Genomic DNA, 24506 nt, shown 5'->3' with positions numbered 1-24506 from the left:
TGGTTCGATAATTATAGAAGGCTCTGTCGGAACTACGAATTCACGTTCGATTCGGCTGAGGAAATGGTGAAACTGGCGGCGATAAGAATGTTACTGAGCAAAATTTAAACAGGCTCTTACATTTCTTTTGGATTTCGATGTTACTGCTCATTTTTTCTCCGTTTATTTCTCCATTTTTGTTTCAGTGCGTCTCACCATGTCTCACTGTGTCTCAAATCTCTACTACCTTGTTGGTGAGAAACAAGGTTTCTACAAGCGAGTTACAAATACGGTACAAAAATGAGCTGAAAAAGACTTTCCAACGATGAATATCGCTGGATGAGCAAAAATAAAAGGCGCTCAAAATGAACGCCTTACTAATCAATGATGATTGATGTTAATCGTTTGTAAGTATATCTTACTTACCGATGCAAAAGTTCCTAAATATATTTCCTAGCACCTCATCCGTAGTAACTTCTCCAACAATACTACCCAAGTAGAAAAGGCATTCGCGCAGATCCTGTGAAATCAAGTCACCGGAAAGCCCGGTAGTAAGTCCTTGTTGCACTTGTTGAATGGCTTTAAGAGCATTGGTAAGGGCTTCAAAATGACGAACATTGGTTATTATGACATCGTTTGATGAAACATTGGGTAAATGTGATGTTTCTATCAGCATTTGTCGTAGCTCATCAAGATGGATGCCATATTTGGCAGAAAGAGATAAGTGAAGTGTATGCGGGGGCAAAGAGGGATGAAAGAAATGAGACGGACAGGTATCTGCCTGGTCTATTTTATTGTAGATTATAATCAATTGCTTATGGGCGCACCGGGGCAAAATGCTTGACGCCAGTTCGTATAAACGATCCGAATCATCGGTAGGAACCATAAGCCACAACACAATCTCTGCTTGATCTATTTTCTGGAATGTTCGCTCAATGCCTAAACGCTCTATTGCATCATGAGTTTCACGGATACCTGCTGTATCTATAAAACGGAATAGAATACCATCAATATTGATGGTGTCCTCAATGACATCACGTGTGGTACCGTGGATATCGCTTACAATAGCACGTTCTTCACCAACCAAGGCATTAAGCAGAGTAGATTTTCCTGCATTGGTTTCCCCAATAATTGCTACTGGTATTCCATTTTTTATTGCATTGCCTAAGGCAAATGTCTGGACTAAATGAGATATAAGCTGCTCAATCTTGGCAGACAGGACTTGCAGTTCGGTCCGGTTTGCAAATTCCAGTTCTTCATGATCGCTGAAATCCAACTCTAATTCTATCAGTGAGGTAAGATGAAGCAACTGATCACGCAAGTGACCTAGTTCATGACTAAAACCACCTCGCATCTGGTTCATAGCCAAACGGTGAGAGGCGGCAGAAGTGGATGCTATAAGATCAGCAACAGCTTCGGCTTGGCTCAGATCCATTTTCCCGTTTAGGAAAGCACGTTGAGTATATTCTCCAGGATGAGCAGAACGGCATCCATGTGTGATGAGCAATTGCATTACCTGCTGGAGGATATAGGGCGATCCATGACATGATATTTCTGTACAGTCTTCACCCGTATACGAATGTGGTGCACGAAACAAACTGACCAACACGTCATCAATATTTTCGCCTGCATCGTTATAAATATGTCCAAACGTAATAGTGTAAGGCTCACGTTGAACTAAAGGAATGGGACGCCCGGCCGGTGTAAAAATGCGGTCAGTAATGCTGATGGCTTGGGGACCCGATACACGAACAATGCCTATGGCTCCTCCTTGAGCTGTGGCTATAGCACAAATAGTATCTTCGTTTATCATACCCTCTCCAATACAGTTTCGATTAGGTTGTCTATGGTATTTTTGTAACTTGTATTGGCTTCATGAGCCAAACGATTGGCTATAACCATACACACAGTAGTAGCATGATGCCCCATGAGACGGGCTAATCCGGCAAGAGCGGAACTTTCCATTTCGAAATTGGTAATATGCAATCCGTGGTAAGTAAATGATTCTATCTTTTCGTTCTGATGAGGATCTGCCAGAGGTACACGCAATTCACGTCCTTGCGGTCCAAAGAAACCACCGGCTGCCAAAGTTATGCCACGCACCATGTCGTGTGCAGCTATACGTTCTACCAGTTCCTCATCTGCATGAATAACATAAGGAGCCGGAGTGCAGAGATTGCCAGACCATCCCATGTGGTTCAAAAAAGCACGCTCCATCGGCAGATCGCATACTGCATTACGTCCGGCATAGAAATTAAGCAAGCCATCCAATCCTATAGATATTTGTGAGCAGACAAATGTACCTACAGGCGTATTGGGCTGTAAACCGCCACAAGTTCCGATACGCACTAAATGAAGATGTCGTAAAGTATCTTTTTCGAGGCGTGTTGCAAAGTCGATATTAGCCAGCGCGTCAAGTTCATTAAGCACAATATCAATATTGTCACATCCGATACCTGTAGATACTACCGTGATACGCTTCCCATGGTAATATCCGGTAATAGTATGGAATTCACGACTTTGTACATCACATTCTCGAGTTTCAAAATGCGAAGCTACGAGGTTGACACGTCCGGGATCTCCAACCAAAATAACTTTATCTGCTAACCACTCCGGACGCACGTGAAGATGAAAAACAGACCCGTCTTCATTAATTATAAGTTCGGATGGGGAGAAATATTTTTTCATAAATATCTGTTCGTCTTAGTTTATGCTATAAATTAATGGTTAATGATAAACAAGCAGCGCATGATTCTTTTTGCCATGTATTAAACCTAACTAACCATTGACCTTTATTTCCACTCTTCTTCCCCACCCTATTTCAAGGCGGACAGGAAAGTATGAGGTCTTTTAGTCTATTTCTCCGGAGAAGTAGAAGCACTTCCTTGTACAGGCCGGGCAATAGTTTCCCGCATATTAGTGTCTGCTTCAATGTTCTTCATGCGATAATAATCCATAATTCCCAAATTTCCATTGCGGAAAGCTTCGGCCATAGCCTTGGGTACTTCAGCTTCGGCTTCAATCACCTTAGCGCGTGCCTCTTGGGCTTTGGCTTTCATCTCTTGTTCAGTAGCCACAGCCATGGCGCGACGCTCTTCAGCTTTAGCCTGAGCAATATTTTTGTCGGCATTGGCCTGGTCCATTTGAAGAGCCGCACCGATATTTTTACCTATGTCGATATCTGCAATATCAATAGACAGAATTTCGAAAGCGGTACCGGCATCCAGACCCTTACGAAGTACGAGTTTGGAAATAGAATCAGGATTTTCAAGCACCATCTTATGGCTTTCAGAAGAACCAATACTTGATACAATACCCTCACCTACACGGGCCAGCACAGTGTCTTCCCCTGCTCCACCTACCAATTGGCGGATATTGGCACGCACTGTTACGCGAGCTTTGGCGATGAGTTGGATGCCATCTTTAGCAACGGCAGTTACGGGTGGCGTATCAATAACCTTGGGATTAACAGACATCTGTACGGCTTCAAACACATCACGTCCTGCCAAGTCAATAGCGGTGGCCATCTGAAAGGGAAGTTCAATACGTGCTTTCGATGCAGAAACCAAAGCATGAACAACTTTTTCAACATGCCCACCGGCCAGATAATGGGCTTCAAGCTCATCACGGGTAATATTACTCAACCCTGCCTTATGGGCTTCAATAAGTCCCGGCACTATAACATAAGGAGGAACTTTACGTATGCGCATAAGAAAAAGCTGCACCAACGAGATGTTGACTCCCGATACCTTAGCCGAGAGCCATAGGAAAAAAGGCACATAATGAAAGAAAAGGATGAGGAACACTAAGCCACCCACCGCTAACAGGATAATTAAGTAGATAGAGGTTGTTTCCATAATGCTTGTTGTATAGTGTTTTTATTGATTGATATTATCTGATTGTTTGGCTGGATTCAGTTTTTCCACCAAAATACTTCCGTCCACTATGCGTATGACACGAACAGGAGTATGCTCGTCCAATAATTCCCCGGTCGATTTTACCTCTACAATATTGCCTCCGAAGTCAGCATATCCGATAAGGGCCAGACGAGTAGTTGTAATACCGGTATCTCCTTGCCTGATATGCACATCTGCATTGCGGTTCACTTTTGAAGTGATATTTTGCTTCAGTGAGATGCGGTCGAGGGTTTTAGAACGCATAAACCATACAATGGCTCCTATGCATACCACAGCTGTAACCAACAAAGTGACGATACCTGCCGTAATGCCGACATGAGCAAAAGCATAGTAATTGGCAAAGATGGCACACACACCAGCCAGTATACCGGCTATACTGATACCTGGCACGATGAAGAGTTCTACCAGAAAAAGTATAACCGAGCCTATAATAAGCAGGATAATGATAAAGATGTCCATAATGGCAGTCAGTAAAGTTATAAATGGAAAATTAAAAATTGCCTGAACCGATTTCTGCGTTACGGACTTGCTTGGCTATCTGTGATATTTCCGCTTCAAGCCTCCGGAGATTCTGTTCCAAGTCAAGAATGGCCGGACGCAATTCACTGCGTCCACTTGCCTTAGCAGAAATATAACGCATGCGAAGTTCGTCCAAACGCTTCTGTTGTTGTTGCAGAGTATTTCTCTTTTGTTCGTATTGCCGAAAGAGTCCCAAAGCTTCGGAAGAATGAAAATCGCTTTCGGCATAATACGTCCGTCGATCATCAATGATGAATTCAAAAGAATGATTTTTGCCCGTAACCAAGTTTGTCTGCCCTATCTCTGCCAGGCGGGTACGGGCCTTTTCAACCTGTTCTTGGTCAGTCCAAGTGTCGCGTAAGCTGAGCAGTGCAGCCAATGAGCGGAGTTTTTCCGTATCCATTTGCTCATAGTCATACACTTGTTTGGAAACATTAGGAATAAAGACATAAATGCATACGGAATCTGCCGCCTGATACCGGTCGGAGGCAAACCATCCAAGATTGGCATATTCATCGACAACATACATATAATCGTTGTAGGGAGAATTAAATGGCATACCCACGTTATCCGGACGCAGATAAGCATCGGTATTGGTATTATAGCGTGTCACAAAGATGTCATATCCGCCCATCGACTCTGGCCCGTCGCTGGCATAATAGAGGGTCATGCCGTCTGACATCAGATAGGGATAGGCCATGTTTACAGAATCCGGGAAATGACCGACAAGGGGAGTCCCCGCGCTCCATTTATCAAGCAGACAGACGCTTGAGAACAAGTGTTGGAATCCCTGGCTATCAGCTTCGCTGTAAAGGATCTTATTGCCCAGTTCATTTTCATAGACAGTCTTTCCCGTTCGCTTGGAGTCAGGAAAGCGCTCGGCATACGAAAACAGCTTTCCCGCCTGACCACTTAGCCGATAGGCTTCCAGAAAATCATCCTTGGCTACCACAAAGCTGTCGGTGACACATACTTTCTCTACCCCTTTGAGCATCCGCAAATGGGCACGGAAAACGGACAGCAATGAGTCTGCTTCTGCTGTGGAACGGCGACGGCGTTTCAAGTCATCAATATAATCTTCAATTGTGCTTACAGCATCTTCAAAGCGGTAAGTCTTGTCATAAGCCCGGCTTAACCATAGTTGCCCGCTGGGGATACGACGTTTCACGGCAGTTTCCAAGTATTTAACGGACGTAACCGCATCGCCAGTCTGAAAGCAGCACACACCATACCACAAGTTGTAGTTGCCATTAGCGGGAACCTGCTTTACATAACGCGCAAACACAGGGAGGGCTTCGGCATAATGACCTTCCTCATACAGTTTACGAGCTTCTGCCAGAGTCTGTGCATAGCTGCCGGACAGCCCCGTCAAAACAGTCAGGAACAGATATAGAAAGACTTTTGATGTCATAGATATGATTAATTATTTCATGTGACAAAGATAAGGAATATCTGCCGAATATCCAAATTTACCCAAGCGCTTTGGCAACGGGATGCACAAACCGGAGAAGAAGCCCATGAATGAAAGGATAGAAAGTTGAACATCAGGCATTCAATAATAAGCAGAGATTGTTCAGGGCAGGCATCATTCATTTCGTCTTTCCTCTGGAAATATGGGGGAATAACTATTCATCGTGCAGCGCTCCAGCGGGCTGGATGCGCATGGCACGGCGAGCGGGGTACCAAATACCCAGCACGATGATACACGCCAGCAAAGCCACTGCTCCCAGGAAACATCCAAAAAACCTTCCCCATGACACATCCACCAGCGTATGGACAGTCAGGTCGGCCATCTGAACATTGAAAGCGACAATCAACGCCGGCACTGCCGCCAACAACAGCAGCCCCAACCCCTCTGCCAGAAAGTAATGCATCACCTGCATACGGCTGCTGCCCATTGCCATACGCAAGGCTATCTCGCAACGACGCTTTCGGGTACGATACCAGAAGGTAGCCAACACGCATAGGAATACATTGAACACAAAGAAGGCTGCTATACTATACACGGTATTCAGGTAGTTCACCGTGCCTTGCTGCACGTCGTAGGCAGCCTTCATATCGCTGTAGGGACGGATGTAATCCAGATAGAAGATGCCGCGGTCGAAGACAGACTGCATATCACAACGGAAGCGTTCGGCAAAACCTGACACATGGGCAGGTGCCACACGCAGGGCAATGTGCTGCCAGAACAGAGCCTTTGACACAGGCAAATAGATAAACGGTTCGTAACGCTCATAGTCATTAAGCTTGTGACGGGGTAATACAGCGGTCACGCGATAGCTAGTCACTGGGTTATCTTTGTTGTTCAGCCAATAGGGATTGAAGCAGGTACGCCCCACAGCATCCGCGCGGTTGGGCAGATGGAAGAGCGAATCAACCAGATCGGCACTCATCAGGACGGGCATGGGAAACTCTGCCGGTGTCCAGTGTTCTTCGTCCAATTGCCCGGCCAGAGGTTGCAGACGGAAGACTTTAAAGTAAGATGGGGTGACGTAGCGGATGTAGCATTTTACCACATGCGTCGAGTCATCGTGCGGGGCGTAACCCTCGAACATGGATTCGCCAGTATAAGGCACACTGCCGTAGTAGGCACAGACTTCTTCCACCCCAGGATAATCTTTTATCAGATTATACAGATAGGTGAAGTCCTCCCCTGCCCGTTCATTGTCGGCACCGTCAATGGCCTCCAAAGGCTTGGTCTGCACCATAAGGTCGAAGACTCCGTCCGTGTCATAGCCTTTGGGCAGACGGGCGGCACCCTCGTAGTTATACACCAGGTCGATGCCGTACCACAACAGGGTGGTTACCATCGCCAGTTCCAGCCATAGCCATGTATTGGCACGCCGCTGGTTCCATATCTGATTAAATAGTTGTTTCCACATGGTTCCTTATTCTCCTCCTACTAATGTATATGATATGCTGCGCCGCACGGCCATACAGGCGGGCACCAGCGTAGATAAAGCATTGAACACCAAGCACGCGGCCAACATCGACAAGAACATCCAAGGACGCAGCAGCAGGTCGATCCCCACCAGGATGTGCCCCTCTCCTATGCCACCAGTCCCGAACAGCCACAAACTGCCGGCCACTACGAGCAAACATGACAGTACGTATCCCAACAGGCCACCCAGCAGCGTGGTCAACAGACTTTCGCCGAACAGGCGGCCGATGATGTCGGTATTGGAAGCTCCATAAGCCTTGCGAATGGCTATCTCAGGCAGACGGCTCTGCATTTGGGCATGCACCAGGCCGGAGATACCCACAGCAGGCACTACAAAGAGTATCAGCAATAGCAAGGCGTAGACCAGGCGGGCATCGATGTCGGCATCACGGAAGAAGGTGTATTGGATGTGGGTGTAGAGGCGGGGATCTTTGAGGACAAACTCTAACCCTTGGCTGTTGAGCTGCTCCACGCGGCGCTCCACCTCGGCACGGATTATGGCGGGCTGTGCACCGGGATCCAGACTAAACACAGGATAATGGTAGCCACCCAAACCACCTGTACCGATGTTAAGATAAGCTCCGTCTTCATTTGTCAACGGAAAGGGTTCCCACACATCGGCATAGGCTGTCTGGAAAATAGGACTGACATCGCGGACCACACCCACAGCACGGACGGGCTGGAAATCCATCAGGAAGTCACTGCCCACCGCCCGGTCGGCACTGCCGAAGAGTTGTCGCGCCAGGCTTTCGCTGATGACGACAAAACGGCGCAACACCCCGTCGTCGCGGTTTCGGAAACTGCGGAATTCATCGCCTGCTACTTCAAAGGCTGCGCGGGCCGCATCATACTCGGCACGAGTAAAGGGTCGCCCGGCCACAAAGTCATAACGGAAATAGTCGAACCAGTCGGCCGCCACGGGGCGCAGAAAGACGGACCGACGGTCGGACGAGGCAGGCAGGGCGCACACAGCTTTCCACAGACCGCCGTGCCAGGTCAGCCGGTCTACGCCCGGCAGACTGTCATATAGGGCGTGAAAAGCCATCGGTCCGAGCCCCTGATAACCCATGCGACTGGTGCCGTCATTGCGCATAAGGAGTGTACCGTCGTGGTACATCGTACGGCTGCGCCGCGTTTCTGGCGCAACATTGGCCGTGCGGAAATCATAGACCATCACCACCACCATGACAAAGGCCACAGTCACAGCGGTGCCGATGACACATATTGCCGTATAGAAACGGTGTTGCCGGATAAGATTGAATAATTGTTTCATCGTAGAATTTATCTCTATTTTATTTCATACCTTTTATACATGGGTCACGAATACCCTCGCTAAAGAGCATCTGATGCCTTTAAAACCCTATTCATCATGCAACGCCTCGGCCGGCTGCACCCGCATCGCCCGGCGGGCGGGATACCAGATGCCGATGACAATCATCAGGGCGATGAGCACGAACGAGGCGGCGGTGCAGAGCAGCAGCCTGTCCCACTCCAGCGTCGTGCCGTTACGCCACGAGTTCAGCTCGGCCTTGGCCAGGTTGAGGTCGATAATCAGCGCGGGCATGGTGACGATGAGCAGCAGAAGCAGCCCCTCGCTGAGCAGGCGGGCGAACACGGCACGGTCGGTGGCCCCGCTCACCTTGTGCAGGGCAATCTCGCCCCGCCTCTGCTGTGTGCGGAACCAGAAGGTGCCCAGCAGGCCGAGGAAGATGTTGAGCAGGAGGAAGCCCATGCCCGCAGAGAGAAACTGCGTATCCTTGCTCCATGACTGTTGGAAATTGCGGCGGATGTCCACAAAGCTCCGAATATCGGCTATGTAGATATTGCCTATGCGGAACTGTTTCTCGCTATCGGCACGCAAGCGGTCGATGAAGTCCTGGTCCTGGTTGGCCTTGACACGCACACACAACTCATTGGAAGGATTGACCAGACCCGGAGACTGGTTAAAATACTGCTCCATGTTAGCACAAACCGTATAGCTCCAATAAGCCTGCTGATAGTCGTGATAGCGCACGGGCTGCAGGGCGATGACCGTATAGGAGGTCAGCGTATCGCCGTCGAAATGGAAACCGTCGCCGGCAATCCGGGTCAGAGGAACACCATAACGACGGAATATGTTGTTCGATGCCAACAGCTTTCCTTCCGTCAGTTGCTGGGCCAGTTGGTCGGGTGTCTCGCCCTTGGCACCCCGGTATCGGAACACACGAACGAAGTCGGGCGTCATATAACGGCGCACCACAAAACCGCTGCTGCGCAGGGTGTCATACTCCAGCGAGCATCCGCTGTTGTTGCCGTTATAAGGATGGGCGTTGAGGGAAAGGCTGACGGCCTCCACCTCCGGACGGTGCCGCAAGCGTTCCACCACCTCCAGGATGTCGTCGCGCTGGCGGGCGGCATCCTCATAGGGCGTATAATCGGGGCTTTTGTCCGTCAGGCTACCCAAGTAGATGCGGTAGCAATGCTCCGTGTCGAAGCCTCGCGGCTCCAGATAAGTGGCGGCACGGCAGTAGAGCATATCGATGATGAACCACATCACCACGCTGACTACCAGCAGTTCGAGGGCAAGCCAAGTATTTCCCCGCCACTCATTTCGTATCTGTCTGAATAGTTTCTTTTGCATAGTCTATCTCCTTAATTAATGAAGTCTGCCTCCGATGGATTCCACAATATTCATGCGCACCGCACGCCAGGTGGGAATGCCGGTGCTGAGCAGGTTGAGCACAAAGCAGAACAGCAAGGCCCATCCGAAAGTAGAAGCGTGCAGCAGGATAGAAGCATCCACCACGGGTGGGTTGAGTGTTCTGCTAAACTCCTGCGCAAAGAGCACATCGCTTGCCAGAAAGCCGAACAGCAGACTCAAGACAAAGCCTATGGTACCCGCCAGCAACGTGACGATAAAGTTTTCCGCCAATATTTGCACAGTTAACTCCCAGCGAGTGCAACCGAACGCACGGCGTACGCCAATCTCCGCCACCCGCTGCCGCAAACGGCTTTGCGTCATGCTGCTCAGGTTGATAGCGGGGACTATCAGTAGGATGAGGTAAACCATCAAGCGCCGGTTGCGCTCTCCCTGTAGATCGGGCTCGTTGTTCGAGCTAGTAGCAAGGGCGTTCTTCTCTTGGTCATAGGGACGGTTGCGCATGAAGATTTCCCAGCCCTCCTCCTTGCGGGCATCGTTGTAGGCACGCACGCTGCGGTCGCTCTCAGCACGTATGGCAGGGAAATCTGCCCGGCTGCGTGCCAACAGGGCGCAACTGAAGTTCCCCATAATGCCGCCCGTACTGACATCTTTGGGTGTATCGGTTGAAGTAAAAGGCCCCCACACCTGAGCGTAGGCCGTGGATGCCAATATGCTGACATCTTCCACGACACCAGCCACCCGGTAGGGCGCATGGTTCAACAGAAACTCACGTCCTGCCACGTTGCGGTCCGTGCTGAATAGGGCTCGCGCCACGCTGCGGGTAATGACCGCCACAGGCTGTCCGGCATCAAAAGTGGCCTTGTCATAGGGTTTGCCGTCGATGAAGCCAAAGTCGAACACACGCCAGAATACATCATCCGTTTCCTTCAGGTCCACGGAAAAAGCGGGCTGGCCGGGCATGCTGACCGGAGTCGTGACATTCCAGGTGGTGTACACCGTGCAGGCTTCCGGCGTGGTCAGCGTGCGAAAGCAGCGGTTGGCCACTTCCACGCTCATGCAGCCGTTGCTGCTGTCATCAGCTCCCCACATCCTTTCGTTCCTCACACTGGTATTCTTATAATAAAGCATGCGGTCGCGGTTGCTCTCCGGAGCAAACGGTGCCACATCTACCTGCTGCACCATCACCACCAGCATGATGAGGAAGATGGACAAGGCCGTACCCGCCACATTCACCATGCTGATGAGCGGCTGTTGCCACAGTTGTGCCCAGGCTTGTTGAAACTATTGCTTAATCATGAGTATAAATGTTTACCCCCCTCAACTCCCCCCGAGGGGGGGAGCTTTGGAGAATGTATGGTTATAGTATCGGAAGCCTCCCCTCGGGGGAGGTTGGTGGGGCTTTACTCCCCTACCTTCAGCCCGTCGCGGTCCAGCTCGCCGATGCCGCTGCGGTGCAGGTCGGCAGTCTTGGCACGACCGCGCAAGGTGACGCTGCCCACGCCGCTCATGGAGGCATCCACATGGTCGCAATCGACAGTCACCTTGGCATCGCCCACACCGCTCATGTGCAAGTCGAGGTTGCGGCAGCGCAGGTCGTCGATGACCGCCTCGCCCACTCCGGTGATACGGATGTCCAGGTCGCCGTCCAGCTTCAGGGTCTCTTCGCAACGGAAGCTGCCCACGCCCTTGAATTCAATGTCGTCCAGGCCGGGGGCGGTGAGGTAGATGGTGACGCCGTTGTTATTGCCCCTGTTCAGGTTCTTCTTCTTGAAACCGATGGACAGGGTACCGTCCTTGGACACGGTAGTCACGGTGTTGTTCACATACTTTTCCCGTCCCTCAATGCGGAGGGAATAGGCGTCATCCTGCGTAAAGATGATGTCGCCCACAGTCGTGATGTCTATGGCGTGAAAGGCTTCTACCTTGCGCGTCTGGGTTACACGTGCATCGCCGTCGTCGGCCGTCACGGATGAAACACAAAAGAAAGCCAGCGTAGCGGCCAGCAATGTATAGATAGCTGTAGTCTTCATAATTAATTATTTGTTTGGCCCCCTCAACTCCCCCCGAGGGGGAGCTTTGGGAGAATGTATGGTTATTGTATCAGAAGCCTCCCCCTCGGGGGAGGTGGGTGGGGCTACCCCACCAAATGTCCGTCGAAGAAGTGCACGGTGCGGCTCGTCAGTTTAGACTGCGCTTCGTTGTGCGTCACCATCACGATGGTACGCCCGTCTTCCCGGTTCAACTGCTGAAGAATGTCCATCACTTCGGCCCCCATCTTCGAATCCAGGTTACCGGTCGGTTCGTCGGCGAGGATAATCTCCGGATTACCGATGATGGCGCGGGCGATGGCCACACGCTGGCACTGACCGCCGGAGAGCTGTGTGGGCATGTGGCGCATGCGGTGCGTCATGCCTACCTTGGCCAGCACTTCCTCGGCCAGGCGGTGGCGTTCTTTGGCACCCACCTTGCGGTAGAGCAACGGAAGTTCCACGTTGTCGATGACGTTGAGCGAGTTGATGAGGTGGAACGACTGGAACACGAAACCCAGGTTGTGGTTGCGGAAAGCGGCCAGTTCCTTGTCCTTCATGTGTGACGTATCAGTACCGGCAATCTCTACCGTACCACTGGTAGGTACATCGAGCAGCCCCATGATATTCAGCAAAGTGGACTTGCCGCAACCGGACGGTCCCATCACGCTGAGGAATTCCCCCTTTTCTACTTCCATATTCACATCCTCCAGGGCGAGGGTTTCTACTTCGTCAGTACGGTAAATCTTCGTGAGATTCGTTAACTTGATCATTGACATAATGCTTAGTGTTTTATGAGTTTATACTATATTAGTTCTTTATCGTTTGCAAAGGTTGAATCAAATGCCGTGCCAAAACAGCAACACACTGATTCATTAATATTTAACATTTTGTGGGGTGTCCGATATCGGACACCCTGTCCGCTTTTGGTGTCCGCTTATTCATCGCGCAGGGCTTCGGTGGGCGGGATGCGGCTGATTTTGCGGGCGGGAATGTAGACGCCCACCGACACCACCACCAGCAGGATGGCATAGACAATGAGCGACACGATGAGGAAGTGTGCCCAGAAGTAGTCCGTCCAATACTCCGGCCGCAGGATGTCATTCCACATCGCCCCCTTGGAGAAGCCCTCGCTGATACCGTATTGCAGGTAGATGAAGCAGCCGACAAGCGTGCCCAGCGTGGTCAGCACCGCGCCCTCGCCCAGCAGCAGACGGACGATGCGTCCCGGCGTGGCCCCGAAGGACAGCATCACCCCCACTTCCTCGCGGCGGGTACGGGTCTGCAGCCAGAAGGTGCCCACCACGCCCAGACAGAGGTTCACCAGGAAGAACACGGCCACCAGCAGGTTGCGCCGGTAGATGGGAGTTGAATTATAAGCCTCGGATTGGGCAATACCTGTATGGTAAGACTCAAGGTCGAGGGCATAGATGTTGCCGGCCCGGAGATTTTGGAGCATCCACGGTTTGAAGTCGTGCATAAAGCGGTCGAGACTGATACCCTCCTTCACGCGTATCAGGATTTTCGCATCTCGCGGAACATAGCCAGTCAAACGTTCCTCCCTTTCCGGCACGAAAACAATGGGCAGAGGACGCTCATAACTATGAAATTTAACAGAGCCCACCGCACCTATGATGTTGAGATAAGTAGTATCCTTTTCACTATACTCCCAAAACTGCTTGCGGCGCGGGTCATCGGTGTGAAACATGTAATCCAGCGTATTCTCGTCAAGCACCAGGTCGTTCTCACCATAGGCATAATCGGAAAGCTCGGCAGGTGTCATGCCTTTGCCGGGTAGGAAGCCATAAGTCTCAAAGAAGTGGGTATGCGGCAGAAATACTATTTGGAAAAAAACGGTATTGTAACTTGCAGTATCACCTGCTGCTTTATAAGACGTGGAGCTGCTGCCGCTCGAACCGGGATAGCTGAAGCCCAACAAAGCCGTGGCCTGTTCGACATCGGGGTGCGTGCGGACACGCTCAATCATACCGAGGTAGGACTTCATCTGGGCATCGGGACCGGCAGACACGGAGTCGTAACCGGGAGCGGAAGCTCGCAATGCATCCACGGACACAAGGCAGAGGCGGTCGGCATCATAGCCCAAGGGAAGCATACGGTCGTGTGTAATGACAATGACGGGGTCGAAGATGGCCCACGAAAGCACGGCCACCAGAATCAGTTCGGCGAGCAGCCAGCCGTTACGTCTGCGCCGGGTCCAAAGGGTTTTCAAAATCAGTCGGAACATAGTTTACCTCCTTTCATACAATGAATAAACAATCGGCTTCCTGAGCGACAACCATGCAGGCAGCAAAGCCGACAGCAAATTGAGCACCACACACAGCAGGAAGGCGCAAATAAACACCAACGGGGCAAAGAGCATCTCGCCGCTAACATAGGTATTAGCGCCATCCGGAATGATTTCGGCAGAATCTTCCAGCAGATAAAACAGCCATTCACGCCCCGCATAGATGGCCAGCCAGGCAACAATCAGTCCCAGGACACCGCCAAGCAGCGTAAGCAGCAGGTTCTCCCACATCACCTGGCCCAGCAGCTTGCCGCGTCCTGCACCGAACGACTTGCGCACCCCCATCTCCGCCAGGCGGCTCTCCATGCGGCTGGCAATCATCCCGCTCAGGTTGAGTGCGGGCACCAGCAGCAGCACGAGTATCATCAGACCGAAGTAGCGCACCTTGGCCCAGAAGTTGAACTCCTGTGCCGCATAGCTCTGGAAGACGCTGAGGGCATGTGTGCGCGGCTGCTCCCACAAGTTCATCTCCCATTGCCCCTTGTGCTCCAGGTTAAGGCGGCGCGTCACATCCTTCACTTCGGCCTGCAGGGCACGGGCTTGGTCATCATCTTTCACAAGGAAAGTCAGGGAAAACGAGCCGATATAAGGAAACATGTCGGTATTCGGCTGGTAACAGTCCTTATCCACCGTGTAAGGCACGTAAACCTGCGCGTATGATTTCTCTGTCAGATAACTGCCTCCCACAACCACGCCGCACACACGATAGGACTCGTAACCCAAACTGAACGACTGCCCCACTACACCCTCTGTGGTACGGAACAGCCGTCGTGCCAGGTCGTCCGTAATGACGGCTGTGCGTATGCCGCTCTGCAAGTCGCTCTCCGTGAAAGGCTTCCCTTCCAGGAAGCGGAACTCGTAGATGCGGAAGAAGGACGGGTCGGTCAACTTCAGCTGTGGACGAAAATCACCGCTGCGGTCGGCCGGTTGGATGTAGGTGCCTGAGAGGGTACGACTGGAATACACTGCCGAAACGACCTCGGCATTCTCAAAATGCAACGCCCAGTCTTGCAATGCGCTATACGACAGAGCCGACTGCCACCTTTGCGAATCGTTAGTAAAACTTGACGATTCCAGATACAGCGTCCGCCCCCGGTTCACCTCCGGATAGACGGGCGCCAACTTCACGTAGTAAATCTCTGCCACAATCATGGTCATGGCGATGGCCAGCCCGGTGCCCGCAATGTAGAGGCCGCTAAACAACGGGTTCTGCCGCAGCAGGGTCCAGGCTTGTTTCAAGTAAAGTTTTAACATAACATATAAGTGTTAGAAATGTATCAGTAGCTATTATTTAAGTGCATCTACTCCTCCCGCAACGCATCCACCGGCAGAATGCGAGCCGCCCGGCGCACGGGTATCCACGTCCCGACAAGGGCCGTCAGCAGCAGCACGGCATAGGTCAGGACGGTGACACTGAGGAAGTGCGGCCACGGACGGTTCTGGGGATAGGCCGGGTCGGGCACAAGCTCCTTCGTGATGTTCACGGCATTGATGCCCTCGGCAAACCCGGCAGCGTAAACGTAGTTGCCCACCACGAGCAGGGCCAGGGCATAGGCCACCGTCACCAATATCCACGACTCTGCCAGAAAGCGGCGTACGATGCCCGCACGGCTTACGCCCATCGCCCGCAGGATGCCCACTTCCTCGCGACGGGCGTTGGCGCGGATGTAGAACGTGCCGACCATGCCCAGGAAGATGCAAAGGAGGGCAAACCCGCCCAGCGCGTATTGTAGGCGCAGCTTGTTGGTGACGCCGGACGATAGGGCATTCTGTCGGCTGTAGTCTCCGAAGGTTTTCAGCGAATCGAAGTAGAAGTTGCCGCGCGACAGTTGCGGGGCCACCTCTGCCCGGAAGCGGGTCTCGAAAGCGTCGGCATCCACCCCGTCCTTCAAGCGGAAGACGATGTGATAGATGTTAGCCGTGAACGGGGCCATCATAAAATTCTCCTCAGACAAGACGGCCATCGGATAGGGTTGCTCGGAGGTGTAGTGCTTGTAGTCGCAGAAGACGGCGGCCACCTCGTGCGGATTCTCTCGGTCGGAGCTTTCGTAGACGGTGAGCCCCACGGCGTCCGTCGTGCCGAAGAGGTCGCGGGCGGCCCGCTCGGAGAGGGCAATCATCCGGCGCTGGGCGAAGTCTGCAGGCAGGGTGACGGGCTGTCCCGTACGGACATCCACCATGCCGTAGGTCTTCGGCAGGTCGCTTCCGTCGAGGGGGATGAAGCGGTATTGCTGCACATGGACGCGCACCGAGTCTTCGTTGAACAGCTCCATGCCGCTCCACGACATACTATTGGGAAAGCTGCTGTAGGCAGAAACGGTGAAGGCCTCCACCTCCGGGCAGGTGCGCACGGCGCGGACAATATCCTGGTAGTGGCGGCGCATCACCTGCGCGGAGTCCTGCGTAGGGTCGTACTCGCCGAAGCTCTTGTCATACTGCCCCAGGTTGAGGACGTACATGCCGCGCGTGTCGCCCCCCTGGGGAATGAGGCGGTTGGCGGTGAGGACATAGATGGGGTCGATGACCATCCACAAGAAGAAGCCGGCTATCAGAAGTTCGATGAATATCCAGAGGTTCTGCCGGCGCTGGTTCCAGATTTGGTGTAAGAGTATCATAGTAGTTGTTTATTTAGTGACGAGCTACAAGCTACGAGCTACGAGTTGTTCTTTAGTGATGAGCTACAAGAACTTAGAGTGCGCAGCCACTTGTAGCTCGTAGCTTGTAGCTAATATTATCTTTTCGTATAGAGTTCCTCCACAATCGTGTGCCGCAGCCCCCACCACGCGGGCAGGAGAGCCGACACGACGTTAAGCACCAGACACAGGGCGAAGGTGCAGAGAAATACCCAGGGATTGAACAGCATCTCCATCGTCAGGAAGGGCGTGGGCAGCGAGGTGGCCACCGACGTGTCGAACAAGGTGAGTATCCACGAGCCGGAGGTGAGCACGATGACGTAGCAGAACACCAGCCCGGCCACAGCCCCGGCAAAGGTGAGCAGCAGGTTCTCCCACAGCACCTGACCGAGCAGCGTGGCCCGTGTGGCGCCGTATGCCTTGCGGATGCCCAGCTCCCCGGTGCGGCGGTCCATGCGGCTGGCAATCATGCCGCTCAGGTTGACGGCGGGGATGAAGAGCAGGGCCAGGACGATGTAGAGCAGCGAGCGGAACAGTCCGTCGGTATCCGGCGCATTGGCCGGGTTGGTGCGGAAGGTGGAGAGCGCCGCATCATCGGGCTGGCCCATGAGGTCGTTGACACGCTCCCGACCGGCATCATGACGGTGGACAGCCTCGCGCAAGGATTCTTTCACGGCCTCCTTGTTATCGGCATCATCCACCAGCAGGAAGCAGGTCAGGTTGCCCATCAGACCGAAGTCGGGGTCATCGAAGCTGGAGGCAGCGTCAAGCGAGAGGGGCATCCACATGTCGGCCACCACGTCGGGCGTGGCGGACGACACGTCCTGCACCACGCCGCTGACGGTATAGGGACGACCCCGGTAGTGGAATGTCTTCCCCGCCACGTCCGTCGAGGCGAGGAGCCGCCGCGCCAGACTTTCGCTGATGACGGCAGTGGGCGTGCGTGCCTCCACGTCGGCCTCGGTCAGGGGCTTCCCGCTGAGGAAACGGAAGGGAAAGACGCGCCAGAAGTCGGCATTGACGTAAAGTGGGTAAATGTTGAAAGTCTGCTTCTGTCCCGGCAGGGCAACGTACTGGCCGCGGATGCCGCTACTCATGGTTACGGCCACATCGTCCACGTGCGGCAGGCTGTCGGCTAACTCTGCCAAAGTAGGACTCACCAGGCCGGCACTCCAGTTCTCGGGCTTGTCGGGAGGATAGGACTTGACGTAGCGCACCACCAGCGTGCGGTCGCGGTTGTATTCGGGATAGATGGGAGCTGTTTTCACATAGAAGATGATAAACAGCGTCATCGTCAACGCAATGGACAGCCCCGTGCCCACCACGTAGATGGAGGAGAACAGACGGTTCTGCCGCGCCGTCTCCCAGGCTTGTTTGAGGTAGATTCGTATCATATTTGAGTTTTGTTTATATGTAACATAAAATAACGTCAGTATTGTTACAGCGTAACACAAGCATTGTTACAGCGTAACATAGGCATTGTTACAGCGTAACATAGGTACTGTTACCCTCATAGCCGCGCTACTCGTCGCGCAAAGCCTCCGTAGGCGGGATGCGCGAGATGCGCCTGGCGGGCATCCACACGCCGAACAGGGTTACCGCGAGCAGCACGACATAGACCACCAGGCTGATGACCGCGAAATGCACGGAGAAGTTGTCCGTCCAGTAGAGGCCGACGTAACGCTCCGCCGTCGAGCCGGCAGCCAGACCGTCCACCATCGCGTAGTTCCAATAAATCAGGCAACCCACGGCCACGGCCAGCGTCACCAGCACAAAGCCCTCCAACAGGAGCATCGCCCGGATGCGGCAGGGCGTCGCGCCGAAACTGAGGTGTACGCCCACCTCCTCCCGCCGTGAGCGGGTCTGCACCCAGAAGGTGCCCGCCACGCCCAGGCAGAGGTTGACGAGGAAGAACACGGACAGGGCCAGGTTGCGGCGGAAGAGGGCGGTGCTGGTGGCGTAAGCCTGGTCCTCCAGCATCGTCCGGTAGCACTGCACCTTGTTGGCATAGAGGTTGCCTGCCTTGAGGTTCTCCAGCATCCAAGGCTGGAAGTCGTGGAGGAAGCGGGTCATGCTGACGCCGTCCTTCAGACGGAGGGCGACCTGCATACTCGATGACACTCTCCAGGCAATCTGAGCCGGGTCCATGCTGCGTATCAGGAACGGGCGGGGTTTCTCGTCCAGCCGCTTCTTGATGGGGCCTATGGCGCCGGGCACTTCAATGTAGTTCGTGTCGCCGTTGGTTATCCACGGCAGGAACTTGCCGCGGGGGTCGGTGTCGCCCCACCCCACCTGCAGCAGGTCTTCCGTCATGATATATTCGTGCTCGCGGCACAGGTAATCGGACAGTTCCTTCAACGTCCGTCCCCGGGAAGGACGGAAGGCAAAGGTCTCGAAGAACTGCTGGCCCGCCACATACTCCAGCGTGTTCCACCGCGTGTTCAGCGTATCTTTCGGCAGCGGGAGGCTGGTCTGCATACTACCATTCCCACCGGGGAAACCTACTCCTATCAGCGGAGTGGCCAACGCCACATCCGGATGTTGACGCACACGCAGCATGATAGACTCCAACGTACGCATCCGCCCGGCAGAATCCCAAGCAGCGGCATCGTAACCCGGAGCTTCGGACGGCAATTCCCCGAAAGAAACGACGGCCATGCGCCCGGCGTCATAGCCCAGGGGCAGGCTGCGGTCGTGCAGGGAGACAATGACGGGGTCGAAGATGGCCCACGAAATAACAGAAACAAGTATAAGTTCGGCCAGCAGCCAGCCGTTTCTGCGGCGACGGGCCCAAAGGGTATGTAGGATTAAACGTATCATGGCGGTATTATCTTTTTTCATACAAGGATTGGACAATGGGACGACGCAACGACCACCAGGCAGGGATGAAGGCCGACAACAAATTCAGCACGAGGCACAGACCTAAGGCGCAGATAAAAACCAGCGGGGCGAAAAGCATCTCGCCGCTGACGTAGGCGGCATCGCTCTGCACACGGGTGGCATAGCTGTCCAGTATAGTGAACACCCAGCCTCTGCCAAGGAAGAGACATATCCACGCTGTCACCAGCCCGATAAATCCACCGATAAAGGTGAGCAACAGGTTCTCCCAAAGCACCATATTCAGCAGGGTGTTGCGCCATGCCCCGAAGGTCTTGCGGATACCCATCTCTGCCAGGCGACTCTCCATGCGGCTGGCTATCAGACCGGACAGGTTGAGGGCAGGCACCAGAAGCAGCACCAGGACGATGAGCAGCAACTGGCGGACAGCCTTGGCCATGCTGCCATCGCTGCCGGCAGTGCCCTCCAAGACGCTCTGCCAGTGGGTGCAGGGACCGCCCTGTATCTCCAACGTCAGGTTCTCGCTCTGGTGGGAGGTGTTGTAACGTTGTATGTGCTCGTCAATGGCTTGACAGATGCGGGCTATGCCTTCCTTGTCCCGCACGGCGATAGTGATGCTGAGGGGACCCAGCTCCCAGGCATGCCCGTTATTGCCGTCCAAGAGACTCTTCTCGATGCTGTAGGGAGCATACATATCGGCGTACGAGTGTTCCATCAGCTTGCTGGGTGCCTCGACCACGCCACATACCGTGAAGGTTCTGTAATTCATCAGAAACGTGCGCCCCGTCACCCCGGTATCCGCTCCGAACAGCAGACGGGCCAGGCGGTCCGTAATGACGGCCCGGTACATGCCTCCGTCGAAGTCGTCCTGCGTGAAGGCTGCCCCGTCCTTGAAGCGGAAGGTATAGAGGCGGAAATACTCGGGATCGGACAGACGAACCTTCACCGGTTCATCTTCACGCCCATCCGGCCGTTGCACATAAGCTGCCCCACTCCAGGCATTGCAATAGCCGGACACCACGGCGGCATCCTCCAGAGGCCGGAACCATTCGGTCACTGCCCGGTGGGAGTAGCCGTTGGTCCACCAGGCCCAACCACCGTTATCAAAGGTCTGCGACAGCTTCAGGCCGCCCATGTAGAGGGTGGTGGCACGTCGCTCCTCCGGATAGACCGGGGCCAGCCGCACATAATAGATGACCGCCATCATCATCGTCATGGCAATGGCCAGGGCCGTACCCACAATGTAGAGGGTGCTGAACAGGCGGTTCTGCTTCAGCAACTCCCAGGCTTGCTTAAGATAGAGTTTGGTATTCATAGTATCACTTCTTTAGTTTCAGGCTGTTCTTGTTCTTGTAGTTGCTCATGTCGCTGACCACCACCTGCTCGCCCGGCTCCAAGCCGCTGACCACCTCGACGTACTCGAAATTCGAGTCGCCCAGCTGTACCTTGCGCTTCTCCAGTTCATCATCGGCGGTGCGGACAAACAGTTCATACTCACCACGTCCCACGTAGTAGCTGGCGTTGGCAATGCGCATCACGTCTTCCTTCACGGCGTTCATCACGTAGACATCCGTCTTGAGACCGGAACGCAGGCGTTTGTTGCTGTCGTCCTCCAACTGGACGGTAAAGCTGATGACACCGTTCTTCGACAGCGGAGTAACGCTGCTCACCTGCCCCACCAGTTGCTCGCGGCCAATTTTCACAATGGCCTTACCGCCGGCAGCCACACGGTCGCCATAAGTGTCGGCAATCTCGCCCTCCACCTTGAAATGACTCAGGTCGGAGATGATGGCAATCTGTGTGCCTTGGCTCACCTGCACGCCAATCTGGTCGTTGATGTACGTCAGGATGGCTTTGCGGGGCGAACGCACCTGAGCATCTTCCAAAGTACGGCGAGTCTCAGCCAAATCTTTGCGGAAGATACTCAACTCCAATTCCTTCACCTTGTAGTCAGCATCCAGTGTCTGACGCTTGCCTTCATATTGCTGGCGCAGCTGTTCCAATTCCAGTTCGGATACATTAACATCCAGCTCTGCCTGGCGCACCTGGTCGGTGGTACCGGAACCGATACTGTCCAGATATTGTTCGTTGCGCAAGATGACACGCTTGCGGTTAAGCTGCATCTCGCTTACCTTTATCTGATTGGCCAGGTCGTTCAGTGCCACCTCATTATTTATCCTCAACTGCTCCAACTGATATTTCTTGGTCAGTTCTTCATCCAGCAACTTCTGATAGGCGGTTTCGGTACTCTGCAAGTCCAGCTTCAGGATAGGAGTTCCCACATCCACGCTGTCTCCACCTTTCTTATATACCTCAACGATGCGCGTATTGATGGGCGAGTTGATAATCTCCTCAAAAGCAGGCACCACCTTGCCCGAAGCACTCACACTGACCTCAATAGTACCCTGGTCTACGGTGGAGAACACCAAATCCTTCTCTTTCACTCCCGTGCGCATTACAGAGATAAGCACACTGATTACTACAATGACTATCACACCGCTGATTCCATAGCGGATGAACTTCTTGTTACGCTCTTTTCGGCGCACTTCTTTCGGAATTTCCCTATCCATATCTTATATACTTTAGTTTATTTTGACTTCTTTCCCGGTTTACCTGAAACCGGACACTCCTCCCATCTCTAAGCGAAATCCGTGCCAAAAAATCAATTCGCTGAATATCAGAGGTAAGAACAAAAAAAAGGTGTCCGATATCGGACACCCCTGTACATTTTCGGATAACTTACCGTACAATTCATTTACCGCAGCCGCAATCTGTCTCCCACCTCGGGCACATAATCTTCATCGCACTTATTCATCTTATAAAGGTTCTTCAAACGGATACCAAATTTCTGCGAAATGGAATGCATGGAATCACCGTCGCGCACGATGTACTCTTCATAAGGCTTCTGCGCTTTCTTGTTTTTCTTCTTCAGGTAAATAATGTCGCCCGTTTCCAGCGTATACTCCTTATGTAAATCATTATACTTCACCAATTTCTTCCAACTGATGTCAAACTCACCGCCCAACAAACGGAAAGTATCGCCGTCGCGCGCCACAACATAAACCAGGCCATTGGCCAGATAAGTCTGGTGAGGATTGGCCAACCAAGGCTTTTTCTTCAACAGCTTTTGCCAGCGGCGTGCCTCACGCTTACTCATTCCTTTATGATCATATTTATAAAGATCATAATCCTCGATGATAGTAATAAGGCGGTTGGCATACGAACGGTCGGTGGCATACCCCGCTTTCTTCAAGCCTTTGGCCCAGCCTTTATAATCCGTAATCTTCAATTTGAAAAGAAAAGCATAACGCGGACCGTTCTTCAAGAACTTGGAATGATCTTCATACGAATCCTCCACTTTTCGATAAGCCCGAAAGCATTCTCCTTTGGCATCATCATCATGATAAACCTTGCGTCCCTTCCAGCCATGACACTTGATACCGAAGTGGTTATTACTCTTACGAGCCAATACACTACGTCCTGCCCCGCTTTCCAAAAGACCTTGTGCCAGCGTGATGCTGGCAGGAATCCTATACTTGTTCATTTGCTCTACTGCAAGAGGGGCATATTCTTTGATATATTTATTATATGTGGCATTTCTGCGCTGAGCCTGTCCCTCTACAGACAGGCAACACAAAAAGAAGACGCTCAGAAAAAAAGCACGGATCATTCGTTTCATACGGATAACTTATCTTAGTTAGATGAAGCATAAATATTTCTTCATTGCTCTGCAAAAGTCCGCAAAAGATTCGAGAAAAACAATCATTTTATTATTTATTAGTGCATATCGTATAGTGAAATGGCATAAAATGCCTACTTTTGGGCACACGAAACAACCTAACGAAAAATATGAAAGTCCGTTGTAAGAAAATTGTAACCGCAGGGTTCGTGTTACTGCTGACATCCTGCTCCCATATATTCTATCCTAAAACCAATGCTCTGGAAAGCATACAACAAGGTATGTCTCCCCAAGAGGTTACCCAACTTTTAGGCAAGCCCGACTATCGCCGTTTCGACCATGACCTGGAAGAATGGGAATACCGTAAACTGCTAAGTGCGCTGGAAAGTGAACCGACCATAGTGATTGTGAGATTTGAAGACGGGAAACTGGTATACATGGACTCCTTCAAGGAAAGTGAGCGCTCCCCGACTCCCCGTCCTCATAAGCACTAAAATAGCAAGAATCACAGAAATCATTCAAAAAACAATCCACCCATGAAAGAATTGAATATCTCTATCTCCATCCGAATTTGTCAGGAAGAAGAACTGAGTGCAGATGACCGCGAGCTTTTGGAAGCCGCACGCCGGACTACTTACCACAGCTATGCACCCTATTCACATTTCTCTGTAGGAGCAGCTGCACGCTTGGTCAACGGTGTCCTCATTACTGGCAGCAACCAGGAAAATGCCGCCTATCCATCAGGACTCTGCGCCGAACGGACTACCTTATTTTATGCCAATTCACAATACCCCGACCAGGCAGTCGACACCTTGGCCATTGCCGCCCGCAATGAGAGCGGAGAATTTCTGGTTAAACCCATTCCACCTTGCGGTGCCTGTCGTCAGGTAATGCTGGAAACCGAACAACGCTTCCGACACCCGATGCGTATCCTGCTTTTCGGCACCGAAGGTATTTACGAAATAAAGGGCGCTGGCAGTCTGTTGCCTCTATCTTTCGACTCATCTGCCATGAAATAGTCACTATA

The 24506-nt window shown here is 52.6% G+C and carries 21 protein-coding genes; 2 read left to right on the top strand and 19 right to left on the bottom strand.

Annotation, left to right across the window (positions count from 1 at the left end; translation table 11 throughout):
- Positions 1-397: 397 nt before the first annotated feature.
- The 19 genes from mnmE to B5F34_RS10945 all read right to left on the bottom strand — a co-directional run bounded on the left by mnmE (position 398) and on the right by B5F34_RS10945 (position 23470).
- Positions 398-1789, bottom strand: a complete 1392-nt coding sequence (gene mnmE, locus B5F34_RS11035; protein ID WP_087338791.1) for a tRNA uridine-5-carboxymethylaminomethyl(34) synthesis GTPase MnmE — start codon at positions 1787-1789, stop codon at positions 398-400.
- On the bottom strand, positions 1789-2667 hold the full coding sequence (locus tag B5F34_RS11030; RefSeq protein WP_087338767.1) for a nucleoside phosphorylase: 879 nt from the start codon (positions 2665-2667) through the stop codon (positions 1789-1791). Before B5F34_RS11030 ends, mnmE begins: the two co-directional genes overlap by 1 nt.
- A 167-nt stretch (positions 2668-2834) precedes the next feature.
- The gene (gene floA, locus B5F34_RS11025; RefSeq protein ID WP_087338764.1) at positions 2835-3836 is read right to left on the bottom strand and encodes a flotillin-like protein FloA; all 1002 of its coding nucleotides are present in this window, start codon (positions 3834-3836) and stop codon (positions 2835-2837) included.
- A gap of 21 nt (positions 3837-3857) precedes the next feature.
- Complete coding sequence (locus B5F34_RS11020) at positions 3858-4355, bottom strand: NfeD family protein (protein ID WP_087338761.1); 498 nt, start codon at positions 4353-4355, stop codon at positions 3858-3860.
- Positions 4356-4386: 31 nt separating this feature from the next.
- Positions 4387-5826: a tetratricopeptide repeat protein gene (locus B5F34_RS11015; RefSeq protein WP_087338758.1), complete on the bottom strand. Its 1440-nt coding sequence runs from the start codon at positions 5824-5826 to the stop codon at positions 4387-4389.
- 214 nt (positions 5827-6040) lie between these two features.
- Entirely contained in the window at positions 6041-7297 is a 1257-nt protein-coding gene (locus tag B5F34_RS11010) for an FtsX-like permease family protein (RefSeq protein WP_087338756.1), read from the bottom strand.
- A gap of 6 nt (positions 7298-7303) precedes the next feature.
- A complete protein-coding gene (locus tag B5F34_RS11005; protein ID WP_087338752.1) occupies positions 7304-8629 on the bottom strand; it encodes an ABC transporter permease in 1326 nt (441 codons plus the stop codon).
- An 87-nt stretch (positions 8630-8716) separates the two neighbouring features.
- Positions 8717-9976, bottom strand: coding sequence for an FtsX-like permease family protein (locus B5F34_RS11000; protein ID WP_087338750.1), 1260 nt, complete (start codon positions 9974-9976; stop codon positions 8717-8719).
- 15 nt (positions 9977-9991) lie between these two features.
- A complete protein-coding gene (locus B5F34_RS10995; protein WP_239448924.1) occupies positions 9992-11233 on the bottom strand; it encodes an ABC transporter permease in 1242 nt (413 codons plus the stop codon).
- A gap of 164 nt (positions 11234-11397) precedes the next feature.
- Positions 11398-12027 (bottom strand): DUF2807 domain-containing protein, encoded by a 630-nt coding sequence (locus B5F34_RS10990; protein WP_087338747.1) that lies wholly within the window; start codon positions 12025-12027, stop codon positions 11398-11400.
- Between the two features lie 104 nt (positions 12028-12131).
- Positions 12132-12797, bottom strand: coding sequence for an ABC transporter ATP-binding protein (locus tag B5F34_RS10985; RefSeq protein WP_087338744.1), 666 nt, complete (start codon positions 12795-12797; stop codon positions 12132-12134).
- 164 nt (positions 12798-12961) lie between these two features.
- The gene (locus B5F34_RS10980) at positions 12962-14269 is read right to left on the bottom strand and encodes an FtsX-like permease family protein (RefSeq protein ID WP_087338741.1); all 1308 of its coding nucleotides are present in this window, start codon (positions 14267-14269) and stop codon (positions 12962-12964) included.
- A 3-nt stretch (positions 14270-14272) separates the two neighbouring features.
- The gene (locus B5F34_RS10975; protein ID WP_087338738.1) at positions 14273-15583 is read right to left on the bottom strand and encodes an ABC transporter permease; all 1311 of its coding nucleotides are present in this window, start codon (positions 15581-15583) and stop codon (positions 14273-14275) included.
- A 47-nt stretch (positions 15584-15630) separates the two neighbouring features.
- The gene (locus tag B5F34_RS10970; protein ID WP_087338735.1) at positions 15631-16944 is read right to left on the bottom strand and encodes an FtsX-like permease family protein; all 1314 of its coding nucleotides are present in this window, start codon (positions 16942-16944) and stop codon (positions 15631-15633) included.
- A 116-nt stretch (positions 16945-17060) separates the two neighbouring features.
- A complete protein-coding gene (locus B5F34_RS10965; RefSeq protein ID WP_087338732.1) occupies positions 17061-18356 on the bottom strand; it encodes an ABC transporter permease in 1296 nt (431 codons plus the stop codon).
- Between the two features lie 127 nt (positions 18357-18483).
- Entirely contained in the window at positions 18484-19782 is a 1299-nt protein-coding gene (locus B5F34_RS10960; RefSeq protein ID WP_087338729.1) for an FtsX-like permease family protein, read from the bottom strand.
- Between the two features lie 7 nt (positions 19783-19789).
- Entirely contained in the window at positions 19790-21115 is a 1326-nt protein-coding gene (locus B5F34_RS10955; RefSeq protein ID WP_087338726.1) for an ABC transporter permease, read from the bottom strand.
- Positions 21116-21119: 4 nt separating this feature from the next.
- Complete coding sequence (locus B5F34_RS10950; RefSeq protein WP_087338723.1) at positions 21120-22370, bottom strand: HlyD family efflux transporter periplasmic adaptor subunit; 1251 nt, start codon at positions 22368-22370, stop codon at positions 21120-21122.
- Positions 22371-22555: 185 nt separating this feature from the next.
- Positions 22556-23470, bottom strand: a complete 915-nt coding sequence (locus tag B5F34_RS10945) for a glucosaminidase domain-containing protein (RefSeq protein ID WP_087338719.1) — start codon at positions 23468-23470, stop codon at positions 22556-22558.
- Positions 23471-23649: 179 nt separating this feature from the next.
- Between B5F34_RS10945 and bamE the strand changes: the two genes are divergently transcribed.
- Both bamE and B5F34_RS10935 read left to right on the top strand, forming a co-directional pair.
- Complete coding sequence (gene bamE / locus B5F34_RS10940) at positions 23650-23973, top strand: outer membrane protein assembly factor BamE (protein ID WP_087338715.1); 324 nt, start codon at positions 23650-23652, stop codon at positions 23971-23973.
- 42 nt (positions 23974-24015) lie between these two features.
- Entirely contained in the window at positions 24016-24498 is a 483-nt protein-coding gene (locus tag B5F34_RS10935; RefSeq protein ID WP_087338712.1) for a cytidine deaminase, read from the top strand.
- Positions 24499-24506 lie beyond the last annotated feature (8 nt).

Origin of the sequence: Mediterranea sp. An20 (assembly GCF_002160055.1) — a bacterium.
GTDB classification, from domain to species: Bacteria; Bacteroidota; Bacteroidia; order Bacteroidales; family Bacteroidaceae; genus Bacteroides; species Bacteroides avicola.
This window is presented reverse-complemented; position numbering and strand designations above follow the sequence as displayed.